The sequence below is a fragment of the Mesorhizobium sp. B2-7-3 genome, from assembly GCF_006440715.1.
Lineage (GTDB): Bacteria > Pseudomonadota > Alphaproteobacteria > Rhizobiales > Rhizobiaceae > Mesorhizobium > Mesorhizobium australicum.
In genome coordinates, this window is the sequence record NZ_VFTY01000010.1 from 1 (window position 1) to 21,007 (window position 21,007).

A 21,007-nucleotide genomic window follows, 5' to 3' on the forward strand; every position below is an offset into this window, starting at 1 on the left:
TCCAAAACCCCTTCGGGCCAAAAGTGTTACCCATGTCTCCGGTATAAACCGTAACCTATGTGTCCGGAACGGACCTTGAGAAATTGGCTCCCCGGGCCGGATTCGAACCAGCGACCAACCGGTTAACAGCCGGTTGCTCTACCACTGAGCTACCGGGGAACGGAGGCTCTTTGAGCAAGTGGCGCAGCCTATAGCAAACCCGTTTCGGCTTTGCAAAGAAGCATTTCGCATTTTTCCGAGACTTTTTCGCTCAGGCGTTTCTCGCAATCGGCCTTGCCCACCCTCATATTAGCCGTCTTGGCGACGGGGCGCGGAACCGAAAGGGCGGTCGCGGCTTTCGTAAAATGAGATTGTCGAGCCCTAACACAGGCGGTTCTTCGCGATGACGGCAGCGGACGAAAACCCGATACCCGCACGAAAGATCTCGGTGTTCGGGCGCGAATTCACCATGCCGCAGTCGCGCGGCCTCAGAATCACGATCGGCGTGCTATTGACCCTTGGCGGCATTCTCGGGTTCTTGCCGATCCTCGGCTTCTGGATGGTGCCGCTCGGATTGCTGGTGCTCTCCTACGAAATTGCCATGGTGCGCCGCCACCGGCGCCGCCTGGTCGTCTGGTGGGAGCGGCGACGCCGGCCAAATTGAGCGGCCGATACCGATGCATGTCGCATGGCGATCGCCTTCGACGAGAATCAATCGTCGCGCTGTTTTTCCGTGTCGGTGCCGGATTCCTCCGAATCCGGTTGCTGGCCTGCTTTCAGATCTTCGCTGATCTCCCTCAGGACGGCTGAAGCCGAGGCCAGGCGCGCCCGGTCGCGGGGTGAAAGCCTGCCGGTGCCTTCTATTCTCAGGCAGTCGATGGCATAGCGCACCAATTCCTCGCATCCCAGCAGCGGCACGCTTTCGGTTTCGTGCGTTTCGTCCTTCGGTTTGGCCAGGGCCATGATGCAGTCCTCCCTGTTTCTCAACGCAAGCCGGTGGGCGGAGTTTCGCTCGATCATTTGCCATGCTTAACGGATTGCCAATGTGAGTGGGCGGCTCCGACGGCGATCTAACAGGGCGCGGAGCCGGCGCAAGGAAACCGTTTTGGAATGCGCGTGGCCGCTTGACGGCATTTTCGCCGCAACCTATTGGAACCGGGTGGAACGCCGGGAGCAATGAGGCCTCGTGGCGGAGTGGTTACGCAGAGGACTGCAAATCCTTGCACCCCGGTTCGATTCCGGGCGAGGCCTCCAATACCCGGGCTCCAGCGCGTCAGCGCCGGAGCCTGAAGTTCCGGTCGAAATGAACCGCGATTCTGGCGCGGCAAGCAGATTGGTTGGAGCATGAGCGCTGATTTTTCCGAACTTCGCGTCAAGATGGTCGATGGTCAGGTTCGCACCACCGACGTGACCAGCGCGCCGCTGCTCGACGCGATGCTTTCGGTGCCGCGCGAGGTCTTCGTCGGCGATCGCCAGCGCGATCTGGCCTATATCGACGAGGACATCCGCATCGCCGACAGCGCCGATGGCCCGCGTTACCTGATGGAAGCTTCGCCATTGGCCAAGCTGATGCAACTGGCCGAGATCAACCCGACCGACTCGGCGCTCGATGTCGGTTGCGGCACCGGTTATGCCTCGGCCATCCTGTCGCGCCTGGCGAGATCCGTCGTGGCGCTCGAAAGCGATTCGGCACTGGCGCAAACCGCCGCGTCGACCCTGTCCGGGCTTGGCTGCGGCAATGTGACCGTGGTTCAGGGCGCCCTGGCGCAAGGCCATGCCGCGAAGGCGCCTTACGAGGTCATCTTCATCGGCGGCAGTGTCAGTAAAGTGCCGTCGGCGTTGCTCGACCAACTCGCCGAAGGCGGCCGCCTGGTGGCGGTCGAGGGCCAGGGCAATTCAGGCGTGGCGCGACTTTTTGTCAAAGCCGGGGGGGTTGTAACCGGGAGAAGGGCGTTTAATGCGGCAATTAAGCCACTACCCGGGTTCGAACGTGAGCATGCTTTCGAATTCTGAATGATTTGCCTTGCAGCAAAGACCTTGTCATGGTCGCTTGCATTTGAACGATCGTTGCTGATCCCAGACTGGGGGCACTTTGGGCTGAGCGACAGGGAACATAAACACGCCACGCCGCCTGCTCTGGAAGGAGAAGCCGGCGCGGCGCGGTTCCCATGGAAAACGAATGAGGGATACACCGTGCCGTCAGTACGCAAGTCACTTTTCACCGCCGTCCTTGTTTCGGCGACCGCGCTATCCCCACTGGCTGCTTCGGCTGAAACCATCACCGGCGCGCTTTCAAAAGCCTATCAGTACAATTCCACGCTGAATGCATCGCGCGCCGGCGTGCGTGTCACCGACGAGAGTGTGGCCATCGCCAAGTCGGGCTGGCGGCCGACGGTTACAGGTTCAGCCAACATCGATTATACGAACACGCGCCGGGCAAATGGCGGCGGCAGTTCGAAACTGACAAGCGGCAGCTACGGCATTCAGATCAATCAATCGCTGTTCGACGGGTTTCAGACGAGGAACAATGTCGCGGCCGCCGAATCCCAGGTCAAGGCGTCGGTAGAAAGCCTGCGCAATACCGAGGAAAACACGCTGTTCAACGCGGCCATGGCCTATATGGACGTGATTCGGGACCGGCAGATCGCGGTGCTGACCGAGCAGAACCTGCAGTTCCTGAGCGAGCAGGCGCGCGCCGCGCGCTCGCGCTTCGAAGTCGGCGAAGGCACGCGCACCGATGTCGCGCAGGCCGATGCCTCACGAGCGTCCGCGGTGGCATCGCTGAGCGCGGCCCGCGCACAGGCGCTGGCCAGCGCTGCGACCTATCACCAAGTCGTCGGCGACGAGCCTGGCAAGCTCAGGCCCGCTTCGCCATTGGGCCGGTTGCTGCCGTCGAGCCTCGACGCGGCGATCGCCGTCGGCTCGGCCGAACACCCGGCCATCCTTGCCACTCAGCATCTGGTCGACGCCGCAGCGTTTTCAGTCAAATCGGCTGAAGGCGCGCTGTTGCCGCAGCTGTCGGCTTCGGCCGGCGTTTCGGAAGATTACCGCAAGTCCATTCCCGACATCACCGGTTCCAACGGCAATTCGACCTCGGCCAATATCGGCGCGACGCTGACCATTCCAATCTATTCCGGCGGCCGGACGTCGGCGGTCGTGCGGCAGAACAAGGAATCGCTGGGGCAAGCACGCATCCAGGTCGACGTTACCCGCGACCAGGTGCGCCAGGCCATCGCCACGGCATGGTCGCAATACACCGCCGCGCAGCAAAGCGTATCCGCCAACAGGCAGGTTATCGACGCCGCACAATTGGCGCTGAACGGCGTCATCGAGGAACGCAATGTCGGCCAGCGCACGACGCTTGACGTGCTCAATGCGCAGGCCACCGTGATTACCGCCAAGATCAACCAGGCCAATTCCCAACACGACGTTGTCGTGGCGAGCTATGCCATCCTTCAGGCGATTGGCCGCTTGTCTGTCGACCGGCTTGCGCTGCAGGTGACGAAGTATAGGCCCGAAGAGCACTACAATGCCGTCAAGGACAAGTGGATCGGCCTGCGCACGCCGGACGGCCGCTAGGCCGTTCGCTCGATCGGCGTTTTCTGGCTAGGATTCGATCGACACCGTTGGACCATCGTTGTCCTTTGGCCGGTGGCTGACGGGACCGTCACACGGCTTTGGCGGATTTGCTCTAATCTGTTGAAATCCCACATGTCCCCAGATTGGGGATTCTCGTGCGGCGATCCGTCGGTTACGCTGTCGCCATGATTCGAATCCGGCTTTTGCCGGAGCGGAAATCTGCAACGGGTCACAAGGGCGGCGGATGTGACGATGGCAACGGCAAGCAGCGCACAGCGCGAACCTTCCATGGAAGAGATACTGGCTTCCATCAGGAGGATCATCGAAGACAGCGACAATGGCCGCAAGCAGCCCGGCGAGGCCGACGAATTGCAGCAGGACCTGGAGCCGCCACCGAGCGCTGTGGCAGCCGCCGACATCGATGCGTTTCGCGCCGAATTGCATGCCGCTCCCGAGGTCAGGAAGCCGGTCGCTGTGACCGAAACAATCCAGGCGCAGCCGGCGATTGCGCGCATGGATGCGCCGCCGCGTGCCGATCCGGCTCCGGGCAGGACGCCGATGACCCTGGCCGAGGTCAGCGCCCGGGTTGCCGCCGAGCCTGCCGCCGACGCGCCAGCGGCTCCCGCGGAGGTTGCGACAAGTGAAGCCATCGTCGCCGATTGGCGGCGCGAGATCGCGGCGGTTGGCGAGCAAGCCAAGGCGATGCCGGACCGGAGCGTCCGCAAGCCAGCGGCACAGCCGGAGGTTTCGGCGAGCAAACCAGTGGCGGCGGAACCTGCGATCGACCCGGCTCCTTCAAGCGATGCTCCAACGGGTACGGCTGAGGCGCGCACGGCGGCGAACGAAACGCCCGTGGTGCGTCCCGCGATTCTGTCCGAACATACCGGCCGCCAGGTCGCGGCCGCCTTCGGCGAACTGTCCGACGCCTTTGCCAGCCGCAGCAAGAAGACATTCGACGAGATGGCCGAAGAAATGCTGCGGCCGATGCTGCAGGATTGGCTGGACAACAATCTGCCGACGCTGGTCGAGAGGCTGGTGCGCGAAGAGATCGAGCGCGTGGCACGCGGAGCCCAATAGCGTCCAGGCTTGCATCCCGAAGAAGCGCCGCCGCCGAGGCGGCGTTTCCGTTGTGGCTGGATCAGTCACTGGTTGCCGAACTGGCGAAGGCGAGCAGGTTGCCGTCGGAGTCGCTGACAATGAAGGTGCGCGAGCCCCAGGGTCTGGGTCCAGCGATCCATTGGCGTCAAGACGCCCACGGCCCGTCCGTTGAAATGAATAGGCCGACGCCTATCTGCTTGTGAAGCCTCAGGACATCCCTCGCGGTTGACTTGGCCAAGACCTTCCGATTTACACCGAACCAGCAAAATTCCCGACAGCGCGGACCGTTTTCCCATGCTTGAAAAGACCTACGACGCAAAAACCGTCGAGCCGAAGATCGCCAAGGTGTGGGAGGAAGCCGACGCGTTTCGCGCCGGCGCTGGGGCGGAGGAGGGGGCCGAGGCCTTCACCATCGTCATTCCGCCGCCCAACGTCACCGGCTCGCTGCATATGGGCCATGCGCTCAACAACACGCTGCAGGACATTCTGGTGCGCTTCGAGCGCATGCGTGGCAAGAACGTCCTGTGGCAGCCCGGCATGGATCATGCCGGCATCGCCACGCAGATGGTGGTCGAGCGGCAGCTGATGGAAAAGCAGATCCACCGCCGCGATCTCACCCGCGAGGAATTCATCGAGAAAGTGTGGGAGTGGAAGGCCGAATCGGGCGGCGCGATCTTCAACCAGCTGAAACGTCTCGGCGCTTCCGCCGACTGGTCGCGCGAACGCTTCACCATGGACGAGGGCCTCTCCAAGGCCGTGCTCGAAGTCTTCGTCACGCTCTACAAGGAAGGGCTGATCTACAAGGACAAGCGCCTTGTGAACTGGGACCCGAAACTGTTGACCGCGATCTCCGATCTCGAGGTCGAGCAGCAGGAGGTCAACGGCAACCTCTGGCATTTCCGCTATCCGGTCGAAGGCGTGACGTTCGATCCCGAGAATCCAAAAACCTTCGTTATCGTGGCGACGACTCGTCCCGAGACAATGCTGGGCGACACGGCTGTCGCGGTGAATCCAGAGGACGACCGGTTCCGGCATCTCGTCGGCAAGAATGTCGTCCTGCCGATCGTCGGGCGCAAGATCCCTGTCGTGGCCGACGAGTATTCCGATCCGGAAAAGGGGTCCGGAGCGGTCAAGATCACGCCGGCGCATGATTTCAACGACTTCGAGGTCGGCAAGCGCCACAAGCTGCCGGCGATCAACATCCTGACCGTCGAAGCGGCCATCAAGCTCAGGGATAATGAGGACTTCCTCGCCGGCGTCGAGGTGACGCCGGAGCGCCAGGCCGTATGGGACGAACTCGACGGCCTCGACCGTTTCGTTGCGCGCAAGAAGATCGTCGAGCTGATGGAGGCCGGCGGCTTCCTCGACAAGGTCGAGCCGCACCGCCATGCGGTGCCGCATGGCGACCGCGGCGGCGTGCCGATCGAACCGTTCCTGACCGAGCAGTGGTACGCCAATGCGGCGGAACTCGCCAAGCCGGCGATCGCCTCGGTGCGCGAGGGGCGCACCAAAATCATCCCCAACAGCTGGGACAAGACCTACTTCCAGTGGATGGAGAATATCGAACCCTGGTGTATTTCGCGCCAGCTCTGGTGGGGTCACCAGATTCCGGCCTGGTACGGGCCAGATGGGCGTGTCTTCGTCGAGAAGACCGAGGAAGAGGCGCTGAGCGCCGCCATCGAATATTATCTGGCGCTGGAAGGGCCGTGGAAGGCCTGGGTCGAGGACAAGCTCGAGAACTTCAAGCCGGGCGAGATCCTGACCCGCGACGAGGATGTGCTCGACACCTGGTTCTCGTCGGCGCTGTGGCCTTTCTCGACGCTGGGCTGGCCGGAGCAGACGCCGGAGCTGAAGACTTATTATCAGACCGACGTGCTGGTGACCGGCTTCGATCTTATCTTCTTCTGGGTCGCCCGCATGATGATGATGGGCCTCCACTTCATGGGCGAGGAGCCGTTCCACACCGTTTATATGCATGCGCTGGTGCGCGACAAGAACGGCGCCAAGATGTCGAAGTCGAAAGGCAACGTCATCGATCCGCTCGACCTGATCGACGAATATGGTGCCGATGCGCTGCGTTTCACCCTAACGGTGATGGCTGCCCAAGGGCGCGATGTTAAGCTCGATCCGGCGCGTATCGCCGGCTACCGCAATTTCGGCACCAAGCTGTGGAACGCGACGCGTTTCGCCGAGATGAACGAAGTCGCGCGCAATGACGATTTCTGGCTGAACGACGCCAAGCTGGCGGTCAACCGCTGGATCCTGACCGAACTGACGCGCGCCGCGCGCGAGGTCACCGACGGCATCACCTCGTATCGCTTCAACGAGGCGGCTGGAGCCGCCTACCGCTTCGTCTGGAACCTGTTCTGCGACTGGTATCTGGAACTCTTGAAGCCGGTGTTCATGGGCTCGGACGAGGCCGCCAAGGCCGAAAGCCGCGCCTGCGTCGCCTTCGTGCTCGACGAGATCTACAAGCTCCTGCATCCGATGATGCCGTTCATGACCGAGGAGCTGTGGGCGCAGACGGCGGGCGAGGGCAGGGATCGGGACTCGCTGCTGTGCCATGCCGCATGGCCGTCGCCGGATTTCGAGGACCATGAAGCGGCTGGCGACATCAACTGGCTGGTCGATCTCGTCTCCGGCATCCGCTCGGTGCGCTCGGAGATGAACGTGCCGCCGGCAGCCATAGCGCCGCTGGTCGTGGTCGGCGCCAACGATGTGACGCGCGAGCGGCTGGTTCGCGAGGAGTCGGCGATCAAGCGGCTGGCGCGTGTCGGCGACATCTCGCTCGCCGATGCGGCACCCAAGGGGTCGGCACAGATCGTGCTCAACGAGGCGACGATCTGCCTGCCCCTTGGCAGCCTGATCGACCTCACCGCGGAGGCCGGGCGGCTGCAGAAGGAACTGGTCAAGGTGACCGAGGAAATCGCGCGCCTGCACAAGAAGCTGTCGAATGAGAAATTCGTCGCCAGCGCGCCGGCCGAGATCGTGGAAGGCGAGCGGGAAAAGCTCGCCGAATATCGCGCCGCGCAGGACAAGCTTTCGGTGGCGTTGACCAGGGTTCGTGACGCCGGCTGAAAGGCAGATTCGCGAGACTTTAGCACCCTCTAAAATGGGTAGCCTTTTGCCTCGAAAATCGGCATTCCGTTGCGTTAATGTTGACGTAAACGGAAGTTTTTGCCCCATTGTTGCCATAATGTAACAATGGGGCCGAAGACCCCTTAAATCGGCTTTTTTTGGGCCTTTCTGGCCGTTTTTTTCCTTTTTTGGGAAAGGCAAACCTCGCCAAAGGCCCTTTTTTGGCGCCGCGGCATCCGCTCGCATTTTGTCCAAAATACGTTGCGGGAACATGTACATGTACGCCAATCAATTCGTTGTTGCACCGTTAACCTGAATTGGTTCTAGCTTGATGCACTAGTTATTCGGGGAGGACATCCATGAACAATTTGCATCTGAAAGCACTGCTGGGAGCAGGATGCTTTTCGCTGGCTGTGGTGGGTGCGGCGATGAGTTCGGCGCATGCCGGCGGCATTGAGCGTGGCGGATATGATATCGATCTTCTGTTCGATCCGGCGCCGTTCGCAACGGAAGCGGAAACGACCTATGTGATGCCGGATCGCAAGCTCAAGAACGCAAAGGATACGGATCCGCTCAACGGTACCGTCGTAGGCTCGACCACTGCCAACGATAGCGAGAATTACTGGGTGCCGCGCATCGGCGTTAAGGCCCAGGTCGTGCCGGGGGTCGACTGCATGTTCGACTACTCGCAGCCTTGGGGGGCGCACACGGCCCCTGGCCAATGGGTTGGCGCGCAGTCCAACATGGAAACTGAAATCAAAAGCAACAATTACGCGGGCACCTGCTCCTATAAAATGGATGCTGGCAAGGGCCAAGTCCGCTTCATTGGCGGTGTGTTTTACCAGGAAGTCTATGGTTTCAAGGAAGACCTTGTGACGCCGTTTCTGCCGAATTTCTCCGGTACCGGTCGCGTCGACCTGACGAGCAGCGGTTGGGGCTGGCGAGCGGGGCTGGCCTACGAAATTCCTGAGATCGCGTTGCGGGCTAGCCTCGTCTATAATTCCCAGGTGAGGCTGGATAACATTGCGGGCACCCTTGATCTGACTCATGTCGGTGGTCCGATTATTCCGATCTACGGTGAAGCTTCGATGCCGGATTCCGTGGAATTTAAGCTACAGTCGGGCATAGCTCCTGACTGGCTTGCCTTCGGCTCGATCAAGTGGGTCAACTGGAGTGTTTTACAGAGCATTCCGATCTGCTCGCAGGCCACGAGAGGGATTGCTGCTTGTACAACGACCTCTCCGCAGCCGGTCAGGTGGACTTCTCTCGATCTGATGTATCGTGACGGCTGGACCGTTTCGGGCGGCATCGGTCACAAATTCAACGATCAATGGAGCGCCGCCGGCCAGCTTACCTGGGATCGCGGTACCTCACATGGCTACGGCTCACAGACTGACACCTGGACATTGGGTGGCGGCGTCGCTTACACGCCCCGCCCCAATATCGAACTTCGTCTGGCTGGCGCGATTGGCGTGCTGACCAGCGGCCACTCCGGTACGCTTACCGATGAAAACGGGTACGTGGCCGGTACCGATGCCAGCTACGACTTCGGTAACGATCTGGTCACGGCGCTTTCTGGCGGCCTCAAGATCAAGTTCTAAGCTTTTGAAATTATAATGGAAGGCCGGGGCATTGCCCGGCCTTTTTTGTTGGCACCGGCATCGCCGATACGCCCATCATTCAAGCTTCGTTGCATATAATCCCCACTGGGGCCGCCTCGTCCAATTGTGACGTTTTGGCAACACTTCCTGAACAACCCCTGCGCTGGAAGTCAGGTCGAGGAAATTGCCCATTTCCCGCCATAAACCCGGCGCACCTCGATCTTGTCTCGGGACCCGCGCCAAAAGGCTCGGCGATGGGACGGGCCGCACCGCCCGCGGCAAGGAAGAGAATGGACGCCAAGGTCATCTCAAAGGCTAAGCTCCCTAGCCGCCATGTGACTGTCGGTCCGGCGCGTGCGCCGCACCGGTCCTATCTGTATGCCATGGGCCTCTCGGCGGCAGAGATCGCGCAGCCGCTGGTCGGCGTCGCCTCCTGCTGGAACGAAGCGGCACCCTGCAACATTTCGCTGATGCGCCAGGCGCAGGTGGTCAAGAAGGGCGTGGCCGCCGCCAACGGCACGCCGCGCGAATTCTGCACCATCACCGTCACCGACGGCATCGCCATGGGCCACCAGGGCATGAAGTCGTCGCTGGTGTCGCGCGAGGTCATCGCCGATTCGGTCGAGCTCACCATGCGCGGCCATTGCTACGACGCGCTGGTCGGTCTCGCCGGCTGCGACAAGTCGCTGCCCGGCATGATGATGGCCATGGTGCGGCTCAATGTGCCGTCGATCTTCATTTATGGCGGCTCGATCCTGCCCGGCAGCTATCGCGGCCGCCAAATCACCGTGCAGGATGTGTTCGAGGCTGTCGGGCAGCACTCGGTCGGCACGATCGGCGATGCCGAGCTGCTCGAAATCGAGCAGGCCGCCTGTCCCTCGGCCGGCTCCTGCGGTGCCCAGTTCACCGCCAACACCATGGCCACCGTCGCGGAGGCGATCGGCCTCGCGCTACCCTATTCCTGCGGCGCGCCCGCGCCCTACGAAATGCGCGACCGCTTCAATTTCGCCTCCGGCGAAAAAATCATGGAGCTCATCGCCAAAAACATCCGCCCGCGCGACATCGTCACGCTGAAGGCGCTGGAAAACGCGGCGACCGTGGTCTCTGCCACCGGTGGCTCGACCAATGCGGCACTGCACCTGCCGGCGATCGCGCATGAGGCCGGACTGAAATTCGACCTGTTCGACGTGGCGCGGATCTTCGAGAAGACGCCTTACATCGCCGATCTCAAGCCGGGCGGCAAATATGTCGCCAAGGACATGTTCGAGGCTGGCGGCATTCCGCTGCTGATGAAGACGCTGCTCGACCATGGCTATCTGCATGGCGATTGCCTGACGGTCACTGGCCGCACTTTGGCCGAAAATATGGAGCACGTTGCCTGGAATGAACACCAGGATGTGGTCCGCCCGGCCGACAGACCTATTACCCAAACCGGCGGTGTCGTGGGCTTGAAGGGAAACCTTGCCCCCGAAGGCGCGATCGTGAAGGTCGCGGGCATGGCGGAGTTGAAATTCTCCGGCCCGGCGCGCTGCTTCGATTCGGAAGAGGAATGTTTCGAAGCGGTGACGCATCGCAACTACCGGGAAGGCGAGATTCTGGTCATCCGCTATGAGGGACCGCGCGGCGGTCCTGGCATGCGCGAGATGCTGTCGACGACGGCGGCACTCTACGGCCAGGGCATGGGCGGCAAGGTGGCACTGATCACGGACGGTCGCTTCTCGGGCGCGACACGCGGCTTCTGCATCGGCCATGTCGGGCCGGAAGCTGCGGTTGGTGGTCCGATCGGTCTCGTCAGGGATGGCGACGTGATCACGATCGACGCGGTGAAGGGCACGATCGAGGTGGCGCTGTCCGATAGCGAGCTGGCGGCTCGGGCGAAGACATGGAAGGCACGTACGACCGACTATCAGTCGGGCGCGATATGGAAATACGCACAGACGGTAGGGTCCGCCAGGGATGGCGCGGTCACCCATCCGGGCGGTGCGAAAGAAACACACTGCTATGCGGATATCTGAGTTGTTGAAGTCAACACCAGAGTTGCTGAGGTCATCTGTCCTTCCGGCACTGGTCGCGGTTGCGATCTTTGGCGCCGTGGGCCAGGCCATGGCTTTCGACGACAAGGTGTTCGACGACAAGACCGGCGTGAAGCCGCAGTCGAGTCCCTGGGCGGTGTTCCAGTTCGGCTTCTCCGCCTACAAGAACGGCCACAAGGAACAGGCGGCCGAGGCCTATAAATACGCCGCCGAAAACGGCCAGATCGGCGCCACCTGGAAACTTGCGCGCATGTATGCCGAAGGCGACGGCGTGGCCCGCGACGATTATGAGGCATTCAAGTTCTTCTCGGAGATCGTCGACCAGGACGTCGAGCCCGGCTCTCCGGAAGAAAGTTACGTCTCCGACGCGCTGGTGGCGCTGGGCGACTATCTGCGCAAGGGCATTCCCGGCAGCCCGGTCAGCGAGAACGAGGTGGCGGCGCAGGAATACTACATGCGCGCCGCCGCCAACTACCGCAATCCGAACGCCCAGTTCGAGATGGGGCAGATGTTCCTGAAGGGTGAAGGCGGCGTGAAGGCCAGCGTCAAGCAGGCCGGGCGCTGGTTCCAGCTCGCCGCCGAGAAGGGCCATGCCGGCGCGCAGGCGACGCTTGGCCATCTGTTGTTCCAGAGCGGCAAGGTCGTGCGCGGCCTGGCGATGATGACAGCGGCCCTCGAGCGTGCTTCCCCGGCCGATCAGCCCTGGATTCGCGGCATGCAGGAAGAGGCCTTCGCCGCTGCCGGCGAAGCCGACCGTCGCACCGCGATCTCACTGGCCGACGATATCCTGACCAAGGGCAGCAACGTCGATCAGTAAGGTTCTTTCGAGGAACCAGAAAATCAGTTTTCGGTTGGTTCGGTCGGCACCATGCTTGGCGCGGGTGTGGAGATCGGCGTGACGTGCAGGTGCGGCGCCATCGTGTTTGCGGGGCAGCTATCGCCGACCTTTGTCCACGATGTGTTGTTGAGCACCATGTCGCAGCGGGCCAAATGACTCTGATCGGCGACCGTCAGGCAGGCGACCTGGCCGACCGGATAGGATTTTCCATTGGCAAGACATTCCTGCGCGGCGAAGGCCGGCACGATCGCGGCCGTGGCGAGTGCCAAGCCGAACGGACAAAGAGCAAATCGAATGGTCATGGGAACCCCGGCCGCCATGATGATCTCCCATCATGCGCCGGAATGTGGCGATATGAGGGTTTCTCTGGTTATCCGGCCGGCTGCAGCGCGAGGTTGATCGCTACCGGGACGTGATCGGACGGTTTTTCCCAGGCGCGCACATGTTTTTCGATCGAAGCCGATGAGAACCGGTTTGCGGCTTCCGGCGACAACAGCAGATGGTCGATGCGGATGCCGTTGTTCTTCTGCCAGGCGCCGGCCTGATAATCCCAGAACGTGTAGGTATCAGGCGCATCGGTGACCGCGCGCACCGCTTCGGTGAAGCCGAGGTTCAGCAGCCGGCGGAAGGCCTGCCGCGTCCGCGGCTGGAACAGCGCGTCGCCCAGCCAGTTCTCCGGAAACTTCGCGTCGATGGGCTCGGGGATGACATTGTAGTCGCCGGCCAGCACCAGCGCCTCTTCCAGCCTCAGGCGCTCCTGCGCCCACCGCTCCAGCCGCGCCATCCACGACAGCTTGTAGGGGAACTTCTTCTCGTCATCGATCGGGTTGCCGTTGGGCAGATAGAGCGAGGCGACACGAAGCGCGCCCTTGTCGGTGGAAAAAACACCCTCGATGAAACGGGCCTGCTCGTCGATGTCGTCGCCCGGCAGGCCCCTGATGACCTCGTCGAAAGGAAGCTTCGACAGCAGGGCGACACCGTTGAAGCCCTTCTGGCCATGGGTTTCGACATTATAGCCAAGCGCCTCGATCTCGGCACGCGGGAACTGCTCGTCGACCGTCTTGATCTCCTGCAGGCAGACGATGTCGGGCGCGCTCTCGGTCAGCCAATGGGTCAGGTTGCCGATGCGGGCGCGCACGCCGTTGATGTTCCAGGTGACGATTTTCATGACGGTCTCATTGTTCCTGCGGCGGGCGGCGTTCAACGAGTCCGATCGTATTGCCTGCCGGGTCCTTTATAAAGGCCATCCATTCGCTTTCCCCCGCCGGGCCGAACCGGCCCTCGGTGTCGCGATGGACGAGCGCCGGCGGCGCGGTGAAGGGAATGCCGGCTGCCTTGGCCTCGGCATAAAAGGCTTCGAGGCCTGACATGTCGAGATAGAGGGTGCCGGCCGGGATGCCGTCGGTGAACAACAGCCTGACATTGCCTGCCATGATGAAGGCGATGCCGGGCGGATCGTAGCGGGCATGAATGCTCATGCCGAGGACGTCGCGCCAAAAGGCCAGCGTCGCGTCGAGGTCGCGACCGGCTGAGAGCGCAACCTGACGAACCGCGCCAGTTGCGGGCATCTCGGTCCTAGATGGAGAAGCTGGTGCCGCAGCCGCAGGAGGCAACCGCATTCGGGTTCCTGATCTGGAACGACTGTCCCATCAGATCGTCGACGAAATCGATCACCGAGCCACCCATATAGACCAGCGACATGTCGTCGATCAGCACCGTGGCGCCATCCTTCTCGATGGCGACGTCGTCGTCATTGCGTGTGTCGACCAGATCGAATTTGTAGGAAAAGCCGGAGCAGCCGCCACCTTCGACGGACACACGCAGCGCCGTCTTGCCGGCTTCGGCCGAAACAATCCTGGCAATCCGCTTGGCCGCGGCCTCGGTCATATCGACTTTCATGGCAGTCTTGGCATCCGCGCCCATGGGCGTCACCTTGCTTTCGGTTTCACATGATAGGTATGAAGCGCGACGGGGCAAGTCAACTGCGGCAGCATCAGCCATGACAAATGAGCTTGGCGACATCGGTTTTGGCTATCGGCCGCGCGCGGCCTACGCCACGGATCCCGCACGTTCGCGGGGCCGTCTGTTCGACGAGGTGGAAAGTCCGACCCGCACACCGTTCCAGCGTGACCGCGACCGGATCATCCATTCGACGGCGTTTCGGCGGCTCAAGCACAAGACGCAGGTCTTCATCGCGCACGAAGGCGACCACTACCGCACAAGGCTGACCCATTCGATCGAAGTGGCGCAGATCGCACGTGCCCTGGCGCGGGCGCTGCGTGGCGACGAGGATCTCGCCGAAGCGGTGGCGCTGGTGCATGATTTCGGCCACACGCCTTTTGGCCACACAGGCGAGGACGCGCTGAACGAAAAGATGGCGGCGTGGGGCGGCTTCGACCACAACGCACAATCGCTGCGCATCGTGACCAGGCTGGAGGCGCGCTACGCTGAATTCGACGGGCTCAATCTGAGCTGGGAAACGCTGGAAGGCCTGGTCAAGCACAATGGTCCGCTCACCGACAGTAGCGGCCAAGGCCTGAAAGGGCCGGTACCGCAGGCGATCCGCGACTACTCGCAACTGCAGGATCTCGAGCTCGACCGGTTCGCCGGCATCGAAGCGCAGTGCGCGGCGATTGCCGACGACATTGCCTACAACACGCATGATATCGATGATGGGCTGAGGTCAGGGCTGCTGACGCTTGACATGCTGAAGGCCGTTTCGCTGCCTGGAACGATCCTGAAAGCTGTGCGCGAGCGCTATCCCAGGCTTGATGACGTGCGCACCGGCCACGAATTGATGCGGCGCCAGATCACGGCAATGGTCGAGGATGTGATCAAGTCGACCACCGCCAATCTGGAGCGGATCAGGCCGCTGAGCGCTGACGCGGTCAGGGCGGCGGGCGAAACGATGGTAACATTTTCGATCGAGATGGCGGAAGCCGAGAAGGAACTGAAGGCCTTCCTCTACAAGCACCTCTACCGGCACGAGGAGGTCATGCGGGTGCGTGCGGACGCCGAGCAGATCGTCCGGGACCTGTTCGACGTCTATTTTGCCGACCCGCGCGCCATGCCGGACGGCTGGCGCGAAGGGCTGGACCGCGCCGAGGATCGCATCAAAGCGCGCAGCGTCGCCGATTTCCTGGCCGGCATGACCGACACCTACGCGCTCAAGGAACACAGGCGTTTGTTTGACCGCACCCCGGATTTGAGCTAGGGCGGGCTCGATTTGCCGGCCGAAGGGCCGGATTCGTCATAAAGCCACCGAGCATACACCATGAACATCTTCGCCGATTTCACCGCGCGAGTCACAAAGGCTGTCGAAGCGCTAGACCTGAAGGACCAGGACGGCGTTTCGCCTGATCTGTCGCGCATCGCCGTCGAGCCGCCGCGCGACGCCAGCCATGGCGATCTCGCGACCAATGCGGCGATGGTGCTGGCCAAGCCAACCGGACAGAACCCGCGCGCGCTGGCCGAGAGATTGGCAGACGCCCTGCGGGCCGACAAGGATGTCGCCGCCGCCGAGGTCGCCGGTCCCGGCTTCGTCAATCTCAGGCTCCAGGACGGTTTCTGGCAGGCGCATCTGTCGGCGCTTTTGGGCGAGGGTCCCAACTATGGCCGCTCGACGATCGGCGCCGGCCGGAAAACCAATGTAGAATATGTCTCGGCCAATCCGACCGGGCCGATGCATGTCGGCCATTGCCGGGGCGCCGTCGTCGGGGATGCGCTCGCCAACCTGATGGCGTTCGCCGGTTACGACGTGACCAAGGAATATGTAATCAACGACGCCGGGTCGCAGATCGACGTGCTCGGGCGCTCGGCGATGTTGCGCTATCGCGAGGCGCTTGGCGACGATATCGGCGAGATTCCGGCAGGACTTTATCCCGGTGACTATCTGGTCTCCGTCGGCGAGGCTCTGGTCAGGGAGTTTGGCCGTTCCTTGCTGCAGATGCCGGATGACGAGGCATTGGCCATCGTCAAGGATCGCACCATAGATGCGATGATGGTGATGATCCGCGAGGACCTTGCACTGCTCAACGTGCATCACGACGTGTTCTTCTCCGAACGCACGCTGCATGCCGACAATGCCAGGAAGATCCGCTCGGCGATCAACGACCTGACGCTGAAGGGCCATATCTACAAGGGCAAGCTGCCGCCGCCCAAGGGCGAGAAGCCGGACGACTGGGAAGACCGCGAACAGACGCTGTTCCGGTCGACCGCCGTCGGCGACGACATGGATCGGGCGCTGGTCAAGTCCGACGGCTCGTTCACCTATTTCGCGGCCGACGTGGCTTATCTCAAGGACAAGGTCGACCGCGGCTTCGTCGACCTGATCTATGTTCTCGGCGCCGACCATGGCGGCTACGTCAAGCGCCTGGAAGCCTTGGCGCGGGCTATTGCCGGCGACGACGTCAAGCTCACCGTTCTCCTGTGCAATCTCGTCAAGCTGTTTCGCGATGGCGAGCCGGTGCGGATGTCGAAGCGGTCCGGTGACTTCGTGACGCTGCGCGAGGTGGTGGAAGAAGTCGGACGCGATCCGATCCGCTTCATGATGCTTTATCGCAAGAACGATGCGCCGCTCGATTTCGATTTCGCCAAGGTGACCGAACAGTCCAAGGACAATCCGGTGTTTTACGTGCAGTACGCTTCGGCGCGCTGTCATTCGGTGTTCCGGCAGGCGAGTGAGCAATTGGGCGAGGCGAATTTCGACCGCAACAGCCTGGCGGCAGCGTCAACGTCGTTGACCGACGAAGGGGAAATCGGCTTGATCAGGAAGCTTGCGGAATATCCGCGCCTGATCGAGTCCGCCGCTCTTGCGCTCGAGCCGCATCGGCTGGCATTTTATCTTTATGATCTGGCTTCCAGTTTCCATGGACACTGGAACCGGGGTACGGATAATCCGGACTTACGTTTTGTTAAGGTTAACGACCGACAATTGACGCATGCCAGACTAGGGCTGGTGCAGGCTGTTTCGGATGTTCTGACGTCCGGCCTGACGTTGATCGGGGCCGCCGCGCCCACCGAAATGCGTTAGGTTTGACTAAAAAACCTGTCACCTTTTGCCCACATTGCGCTGGTAAGGGCCAACCCTGCGCGACGTCCATGGCGTCCGAATGAGTGCGAGTTCGGGAACAATAATGGCAGACAGAACCCAGCTGAGAGTAGCCGACAACAACGACATCGCCGCCGATGATCCGTTCGCGGAGCTGACCAGGATCATGGGATTCGACCCCCGCCAGCCGGTCAAGCCGCAGGCGCCGGCCGAGCCGAAAGCCATGGTCGCCGATCAGGCTGCGGGAGAGGGCGATTTCGACATCGATCTCGAGAAGGAACTTATGGGCGAATTCGACGCTGCCGACAGCGTCGCCGCTCCGCTTGTCGAGGCTCATGAGCCGGCATTCGAGCCGGTGGCAATCGATGTATCGGATGACGATCTCGCGCTGTCGCTTGATGACGATTTTCACCTGGACATGGCTGAGGTCGATGACCGGACGGTGGCCGCCAGCCATGCCGGCGCCACGGAAGCTGTGCCGTCCGTCGAGCCTGCCGTCGACATCGATTTCGACAATACCGTGGCCAGCTCGCTCGAAGACGTTTCGGCCTTCGACGACGATCTGCCGATGGAAGACGAGCTTGCCGCTTCCCTCGACCGGGATTTCCATATCGAGGACGAGGCCGCCGAGCCCCGGTATGCCGTTGAATCGCCGGTTGCAGAAGTGGCGGCAACGGCCGAGCCGGCTTCCGATCAAGAATTCGACGATGCCGTTGCGATCTCGCTCGAGGACGAGCTGATGCTCGACGACCATTCGGCGGATCAGCGCCAAGTGGCTGCTGCCGAATATCCAGAGCCGGCGCCGGCCACCGCAGATGAGACCCAGTCGATCTCCGGCGAGGATTTCGATGGTCAGTTCGACGATGCCATGGCCGATGTCGACGTGGATTTTGACGTTCAGGCCGACGAGCCAGAAGCTTTTGAGGAGCCGCGAGCACATGAGTTGCTTGCCGATGTCATCGGCACGAAGGACGAGGTTCCAGGCGCTGAAGCCATTTCGGATGACGCTTTCGACCTGGATTTGGACGAGGCGTTTGCCGAGCCCGCCGAAGAGCCAGCCGCCGAAATTGCCGCGGCTCCCGCGCAGCCGATGGCGGCAGCCATCGCGCCCCCAGTGCAGGCGCCCATCACGGACGAACGAAGCCTCGAAGACGAGTTGAACGCGCTTCTTGGCGCCATGACCGCGCGCACGCTGCCGTCGGCCAGGGAGCCGGCCATGGCTCAGCCGGTCGTGCCCCAGCCGGCCGCCGCGCCTGTTCAGCCGCCACTCGTCTCGACTGCAAAGGCCGCGGAGGAACCTGTCGATCTTGTTGGTGATCTCGACTGGGATCTCGATGAAGCAGCGTCCCAGGATGTGCATCAGTCCGGTTCCGACCAGGCCGCCGACGTTGACCTCGACGACCTGCTGCTCGACGAGCTTCAGGACCATGATTTCGGCTCGGAGACCGCTGAACAGGGCGAGGTCAATTTCGACAATGGCGCCATCGACGCCATCCGGGCCGAGGGCGTTGACCCGCATGAGGAAACAGCTTCCCTGCAGGATCAAGCCGATTCGCTCGATTGGCTGGCGGAACGCTCCGCGCCGTCGGAGCCGGCCCGTTCGTGGAGCCGCGTGACACCGGTTCCCCAACAGCCGGCATTTGCCGCGCAGCCTGCCGCCTCGATGGCGGCCTGGACGGCAGCACCGGAAACGGCCGCCGTGCCGTCCTACCGGCCGGCCGAGCCGGTTGCAGCCGCTCCCTACGTGGCTCCATCGGCACCGCAGGCGCAGCAGTCCTCGCGTTATGAAGAGATGCCCGATGTCGAGACGGTCGATGTGCCGGAGCGCGTCGTGGCGCTGGCCGACGATCTCGACATTCCAGAGTTGCATTTCGAAGACGATGAGCCGGTAGCATCCGGTTATGACGATCTCGACGCCGAATTCGCCAGCCTTCTGACTGAAATGAATTCGGTGGAGGTCGCGCCTGCTTCTGCCACTAGCGCCGCCTATGCGGACGAATCCTACAATGCCGGGTTCAATCCGGGATACGGCGCGGCCAATCCGGGATATGGCGACGCCAATCCGGGATATGGCAACGCCAATCCGGGATATGGCAACGCCAATCCGGGATATGACGCGGTCAATCCGGAATATGAAGAATCCAGGCCGACCTATCAGCCGGAAGCGCGGACCTATGCGGCACGGCCGGCGGAAATGCCTGCCCGCGCGGCGGCGGCCTCGACCTATGCCGATGCTGCTGAAGGCTTCGATGATCTGCCCGGCAGCCAGCCGATCTCGCAGGCGGACGATTTCACCGTCGATGAACTCGACTACGATCCCGAACTGGACGAAGCGATGTCGGTTCCGGGTCTCGGCGAGCGGGAAGCCGCCCGGTCGTCCGGCCGGCGCGGCCTCTTCATCGCGGCGATAGTCGGTGCCGTGGCGGTCGCGGGCGGTCTTGGCGCCTTTGCGCTGTCTTTCGGCGGCAAGGGCGGCAGTGAGGCTCCGGTGATCGTCAAGGCCGATAATTCACCGATCAAGATCAAGCCGGAAAATCCGGGCGGCACCGTGGTGCCGAACCAGGACAACAAGGTCTATGACGCGGTGGTCAAGGGCGCGAAGCCGGCCGAGCCGGTCCAGCAGAAGCTCGTCACCAACGCCGAGGAGCCGGTGGACGTGCAGGCGAAGGACCCGGCCCGCGCCGTCGATCTTTCTCCCGACCAGAACGCTGCCGCCGGCACGGATGGCGGAGGCGACGTCTCGACCGCTGGTGCGGCCCCCGCCAACATTGCGGCGCCCACGCCGAAGTCGGAGGATCGCATCGCGCAGGTCCTGCAGGAAGCCGACAAGGGCACCAGCAACGATGTCGTTGCCGTTGCGCCGCGCAAGGTTAGGACCATGGTGGTCAAGTCCGACGGCTCGCTGGTGGCGCGTGAGGATCCGGCACCGGCCGCACCCCAGGTCGCCGCGGCGGAGCCGACCGATCCGGCACCACAGCATGTGGCGCCTGCCGCGCAGGCCAATACCGATCAGACCGGGGCCGACCAGACTGGCGCCGACCAGACTGGCGCCGCCCAGACCGGTACCGCCCAGACTGGCACCGACCAGACTGGAACCGTGGCGCCCGCCGCCGCGCAGGCCGACGATGAGCCGGCTCTGAAGCCCGCGGCCAAGCCTGCCAAGGCGCAGTCGGCCAACACGCCGGCCAAGGTTGCGATCGCGCCGCAGCGTCCGTCCGACCAGCCGGTCGACGTGGTCGGCGAGGTCAAGCCAGATCAGGTCGCTTCCATCGATCCCGCCTCGACCGCGACCGGCAGCGGTTCGTGGTCGATGCAGATCGCTTCTCAGCCGACGGTAGAGAGTGCCCAGTCGACCTACCAGGACCTGCAGCGCCGCTACGGCAGCGTGCTCTCCGGCCGCACGGCCAACATCGTCAAGGCCGAGATCGCCGGCAAGGGCACGTTCTACCGCGTGCGCGTTCCGGCTCAGTCGCGCAACGATGCGATCAATTTGTGCACCAGCTACAAGACCGCGGGCGGCAACTGCTTCGTATCGCGCTAGAGCCGGATGATTTCAGGTCGAGTCGACCTGAAATCTGAATCCGTCTCTAAGTCAAAGAGATAGAGCATGATGTCGTCCGAAAACAGCTTCACACTTTTCGGCATCATGCTCTAGACGTTGATCCAATCTCTCAAAGTCGGCGCGGCCCAAGGCCGCGCCGACTTTTTCATGTGGAAGCCTGTTTTGCAGCCGGCCGTGCGGTCAGGGATG

At 62.4% G+C, this 21,007-nt stretch carries 16 protein-coding genes and 2 tRNA genes; 12 read left to right on the forward strand and 6 right to left on the reverse strand.

The features are described 5' to 3' along the window. Positions 1 to 84: 84 nt before the first annotated feature. Positions 85 to 159 (reverse strand) — tRNA-Asn (locus FJW04_RS21600). 223 nt (positions 160 to 382) lie between these two features. On the opposite strand from FJW04_RS21600, the gene FJW04_RS21605 reads away from it, so the two are divergent. Next, positions 383 to 643, forward strand: coding sequence for a hypothetical protein (locus tag FJW04_RS21605; RefSeq protein ID WP_015317514.1), 261 nt, complete (start codon positions 383 to 385; stop codon positions 641 to 643). 47 nt (positions 644 to 690) lie between these two features. Here FJW04_RS21605 and FJW04_RS21610 read toward each other — a convergent pair whose 3' ends face one another. Next, positions 691 to 942 carry a hypothetical protein gene (locus tag FJW04_RS21610; RefSeq protein ID WP_140716602.1) on the reverse strand — a complete coding sequence of 84 codons (252 nt, stop codon included), beginning with the start codon at positions 940 to 942 and terminating at the stop codon, positions 691 to 693. A 217-nt stretch (positions 943 to 1,159) separates the two neighbouring features. Here FJW04_RS21610 and FJW04_RS21615 point away from each other — a divergent pair. The 8 genes from FJW04_RS21615 (at position 1,160) to FJW04_RS21650 (ending at position 12,185) form a co-directional block, all read left to right on the forward strand. Beyond that, positions 1,160 to 1,233, forward strand: a tRNA-Cys gene (locus tag FJW04_RS21615). 90 nt (positions 1,234 to 1,323) lie between these two features. Next, entirely contained in the window at positions 1,324 to 1,992 is a 669-nt protein-coding gene (locus FJW04_RS21620) for a protein-L-isoaspartate O-methyltransferase (RefSeq protein ID WP_015317516.1), read from the forward strand. A gap of 180 nt (positions 1,993 to 2,172) precedes the next feature. Further along, complete coding sequence (locus FJW04_RS21625; RefSeq protein WP_140716604.1) at positions 2,173 to 3,558, forward strand: TolC family outer membrane protein; 1,386 nt, start codon at positions 2,173 to 2,175, stop codon at positions 3,556 to 3,558. A 252-nt stretch (positions 3,559 to 3,810) separates the two neighbouring features. Beyond that, positions 3,811 to 4,635: a PopZ family protein gene (locus tag FJW04_RS21630; RefSeq protein WP_140716606.1), complete on the forward strand. Its 825-nt coding sequence runs from the start codon at positions 3,811 to 3,813 to the stop codon at positions 4,633 to 4,635. Between the two features lie 315 nt (positions 4,636 to 4,950). Then, positions 4,951 to 7,734 carry a valine--tRNA ligase gene (locus FJW04_RS21635; protein ID WP_140716608.1) on the forward strand — a complete coding sequence of 928 codons (2,784 nt, stop codon included), beginning with the start codon at positions 4,951 to 4,953 and terminating at the stop codon, positions 7,732 to 7,734. A gap of 359 nt (positions 7,735 to 8,093) precedes the next feature. After that, entirely contained in the window at positions 8,094 to 9,335 is a 1,242-nt protein-coding gene (locus FJW04_RS21640) for an OmpP1/FadL family transporter (protein ID WP_140716610.1), read from the forward strand. Positions 9,336 to 9,625: 290 nt separating this feature from the next. Beyond that, complete coding sequence (gene ilvD, locus FJW04_RS21645; RefSeq protein WP_140716612.1) at positions 9,626 to 11,350, forward strand: dihydroxy-acid dehydratase; 1,725 nt, start codon at positions 9,626 to 9,628, stop codon at positions 11,348 to 11,350. Further along, positions 11,337 to 12,185 (forward strand): tetratricopeptide repeat protein, encoded by an 849-nt coding sequence (locus FJW04_RS21650; protein WP_140616060.1) that lies wholly within the window; start codon positions 11,337 to 11,339, stop codon positions 12,183 to 12,185. Before ilvD ends, FJW04_RS21650 begins: the two co-directional genes overlap by 14 nt. Positions 12,186 to 12,208: 23 nt before the next feature. Here the strand turns inward: FJW04_RS21650 and FJW04_RS21655 are convergent, their stop codons facing one another. The 4 genes from FJW04_RS21655 to erpA are packed head-to-tail and all read right to left on the reverse strand — an operon-like array spanning position 12,209 to position 14,129. Continuing rightward, positions 12,209 to 12,526: a hypothetical protein gene (locus FJW04_RS21655; RefSeq protein ID WP_181173022.1), complete on the reverse strand. Its 318-nt coding sequence runs from the start codon at positions 12,524 to 12,526 to the stop codon at positions 12,209 to 12,211. 50 nt (positions 12,527 to 12,576) lie between these two features. Next, positions 12,577 to 13,374, reverse strand: coding sequence for an exodeoxyribonuclease III (gene xth / locus FJW04_RS21660; protein ID WP_140716616.1), 798 nt, complete (start codon positions 13,372 to 13,374; stop codon positions 12,577 to 12,579). Between the two features lie 7 nt (positions 13,375 to 13,381). Beyond that, positions 13,382 to 13,774, reverse strand: coding sequence for a VOC family protein (locus tag FJW04_RS21665; RefSeq protein ID WP_140716618.1), 393 nt, complete (start codon positions 13,772 to 13,774; stop codon positions 13,382 to 13,384). A 7-nt stretch (positions 13,775 to 13,781) separates the two neighbouring features. Then, complete coding sequence (erpA, locus tag FJW04_RS21670) at positions 13,782 to 14,129, reverse strand: iron-sulfur cluster insertion protein ErpA (protein ID WP_140661113.1); 348 nt, start codon at positions 14,127 to 14,129, stop codon at positions 13,782 to 13,784. A gap of 76 nt (positions 14,130 to 14,205) precedes the next feature. On the opposite strand from erpA, the gene FJW04_RS21675 reads away from it, so the two are divergent. The 3 genes from FJW04_RS21675 (at position 14,206) to FJW04_RS21685 (ending at position 20,797) form a co-directional block, all read left to right on the forward strand. Beyond that, positions 14,206 to 15,420, forward strand: coding sequence for a deoxyguanosinetriphosphate triphosphohydrolase (locus FJW04_RS21675; protein ID WP_140716620.1), 1,215 nt, complete (start codon positions 14,206 to 14,208; stop codon positions 15,418 to 15,420). Between the two features lie 60 nt (positions 15,421 to 15,480). After that, positions 15,481 to 17,238 (forward strand): arginine--tRNA ligase, encoded by a 1,758-nt coding sequence (gene argS / locus FJW04_RS21680; protein WP_140716622.1) that lies wholly within the window; start codon positions 15,481 to 15,483, stop codon positions 17,236 to 17,238. Positions 17,239 to 17,341: 103 nt separating this feature from the next. Then, on the forward strand, positions 17,342 to 20,797 hold the full coding sequence (locus tag FJW04_RS21685; protein ID WP_140716624.1) for an SPOR domain-containing protein: 3,456 nt from the start codon (positions 17,342 to 17,344) through the stop codon (positions 20,795 to 20,797). Positions 20,798 to 21,007: the final 210 nt, after the last annotated feature.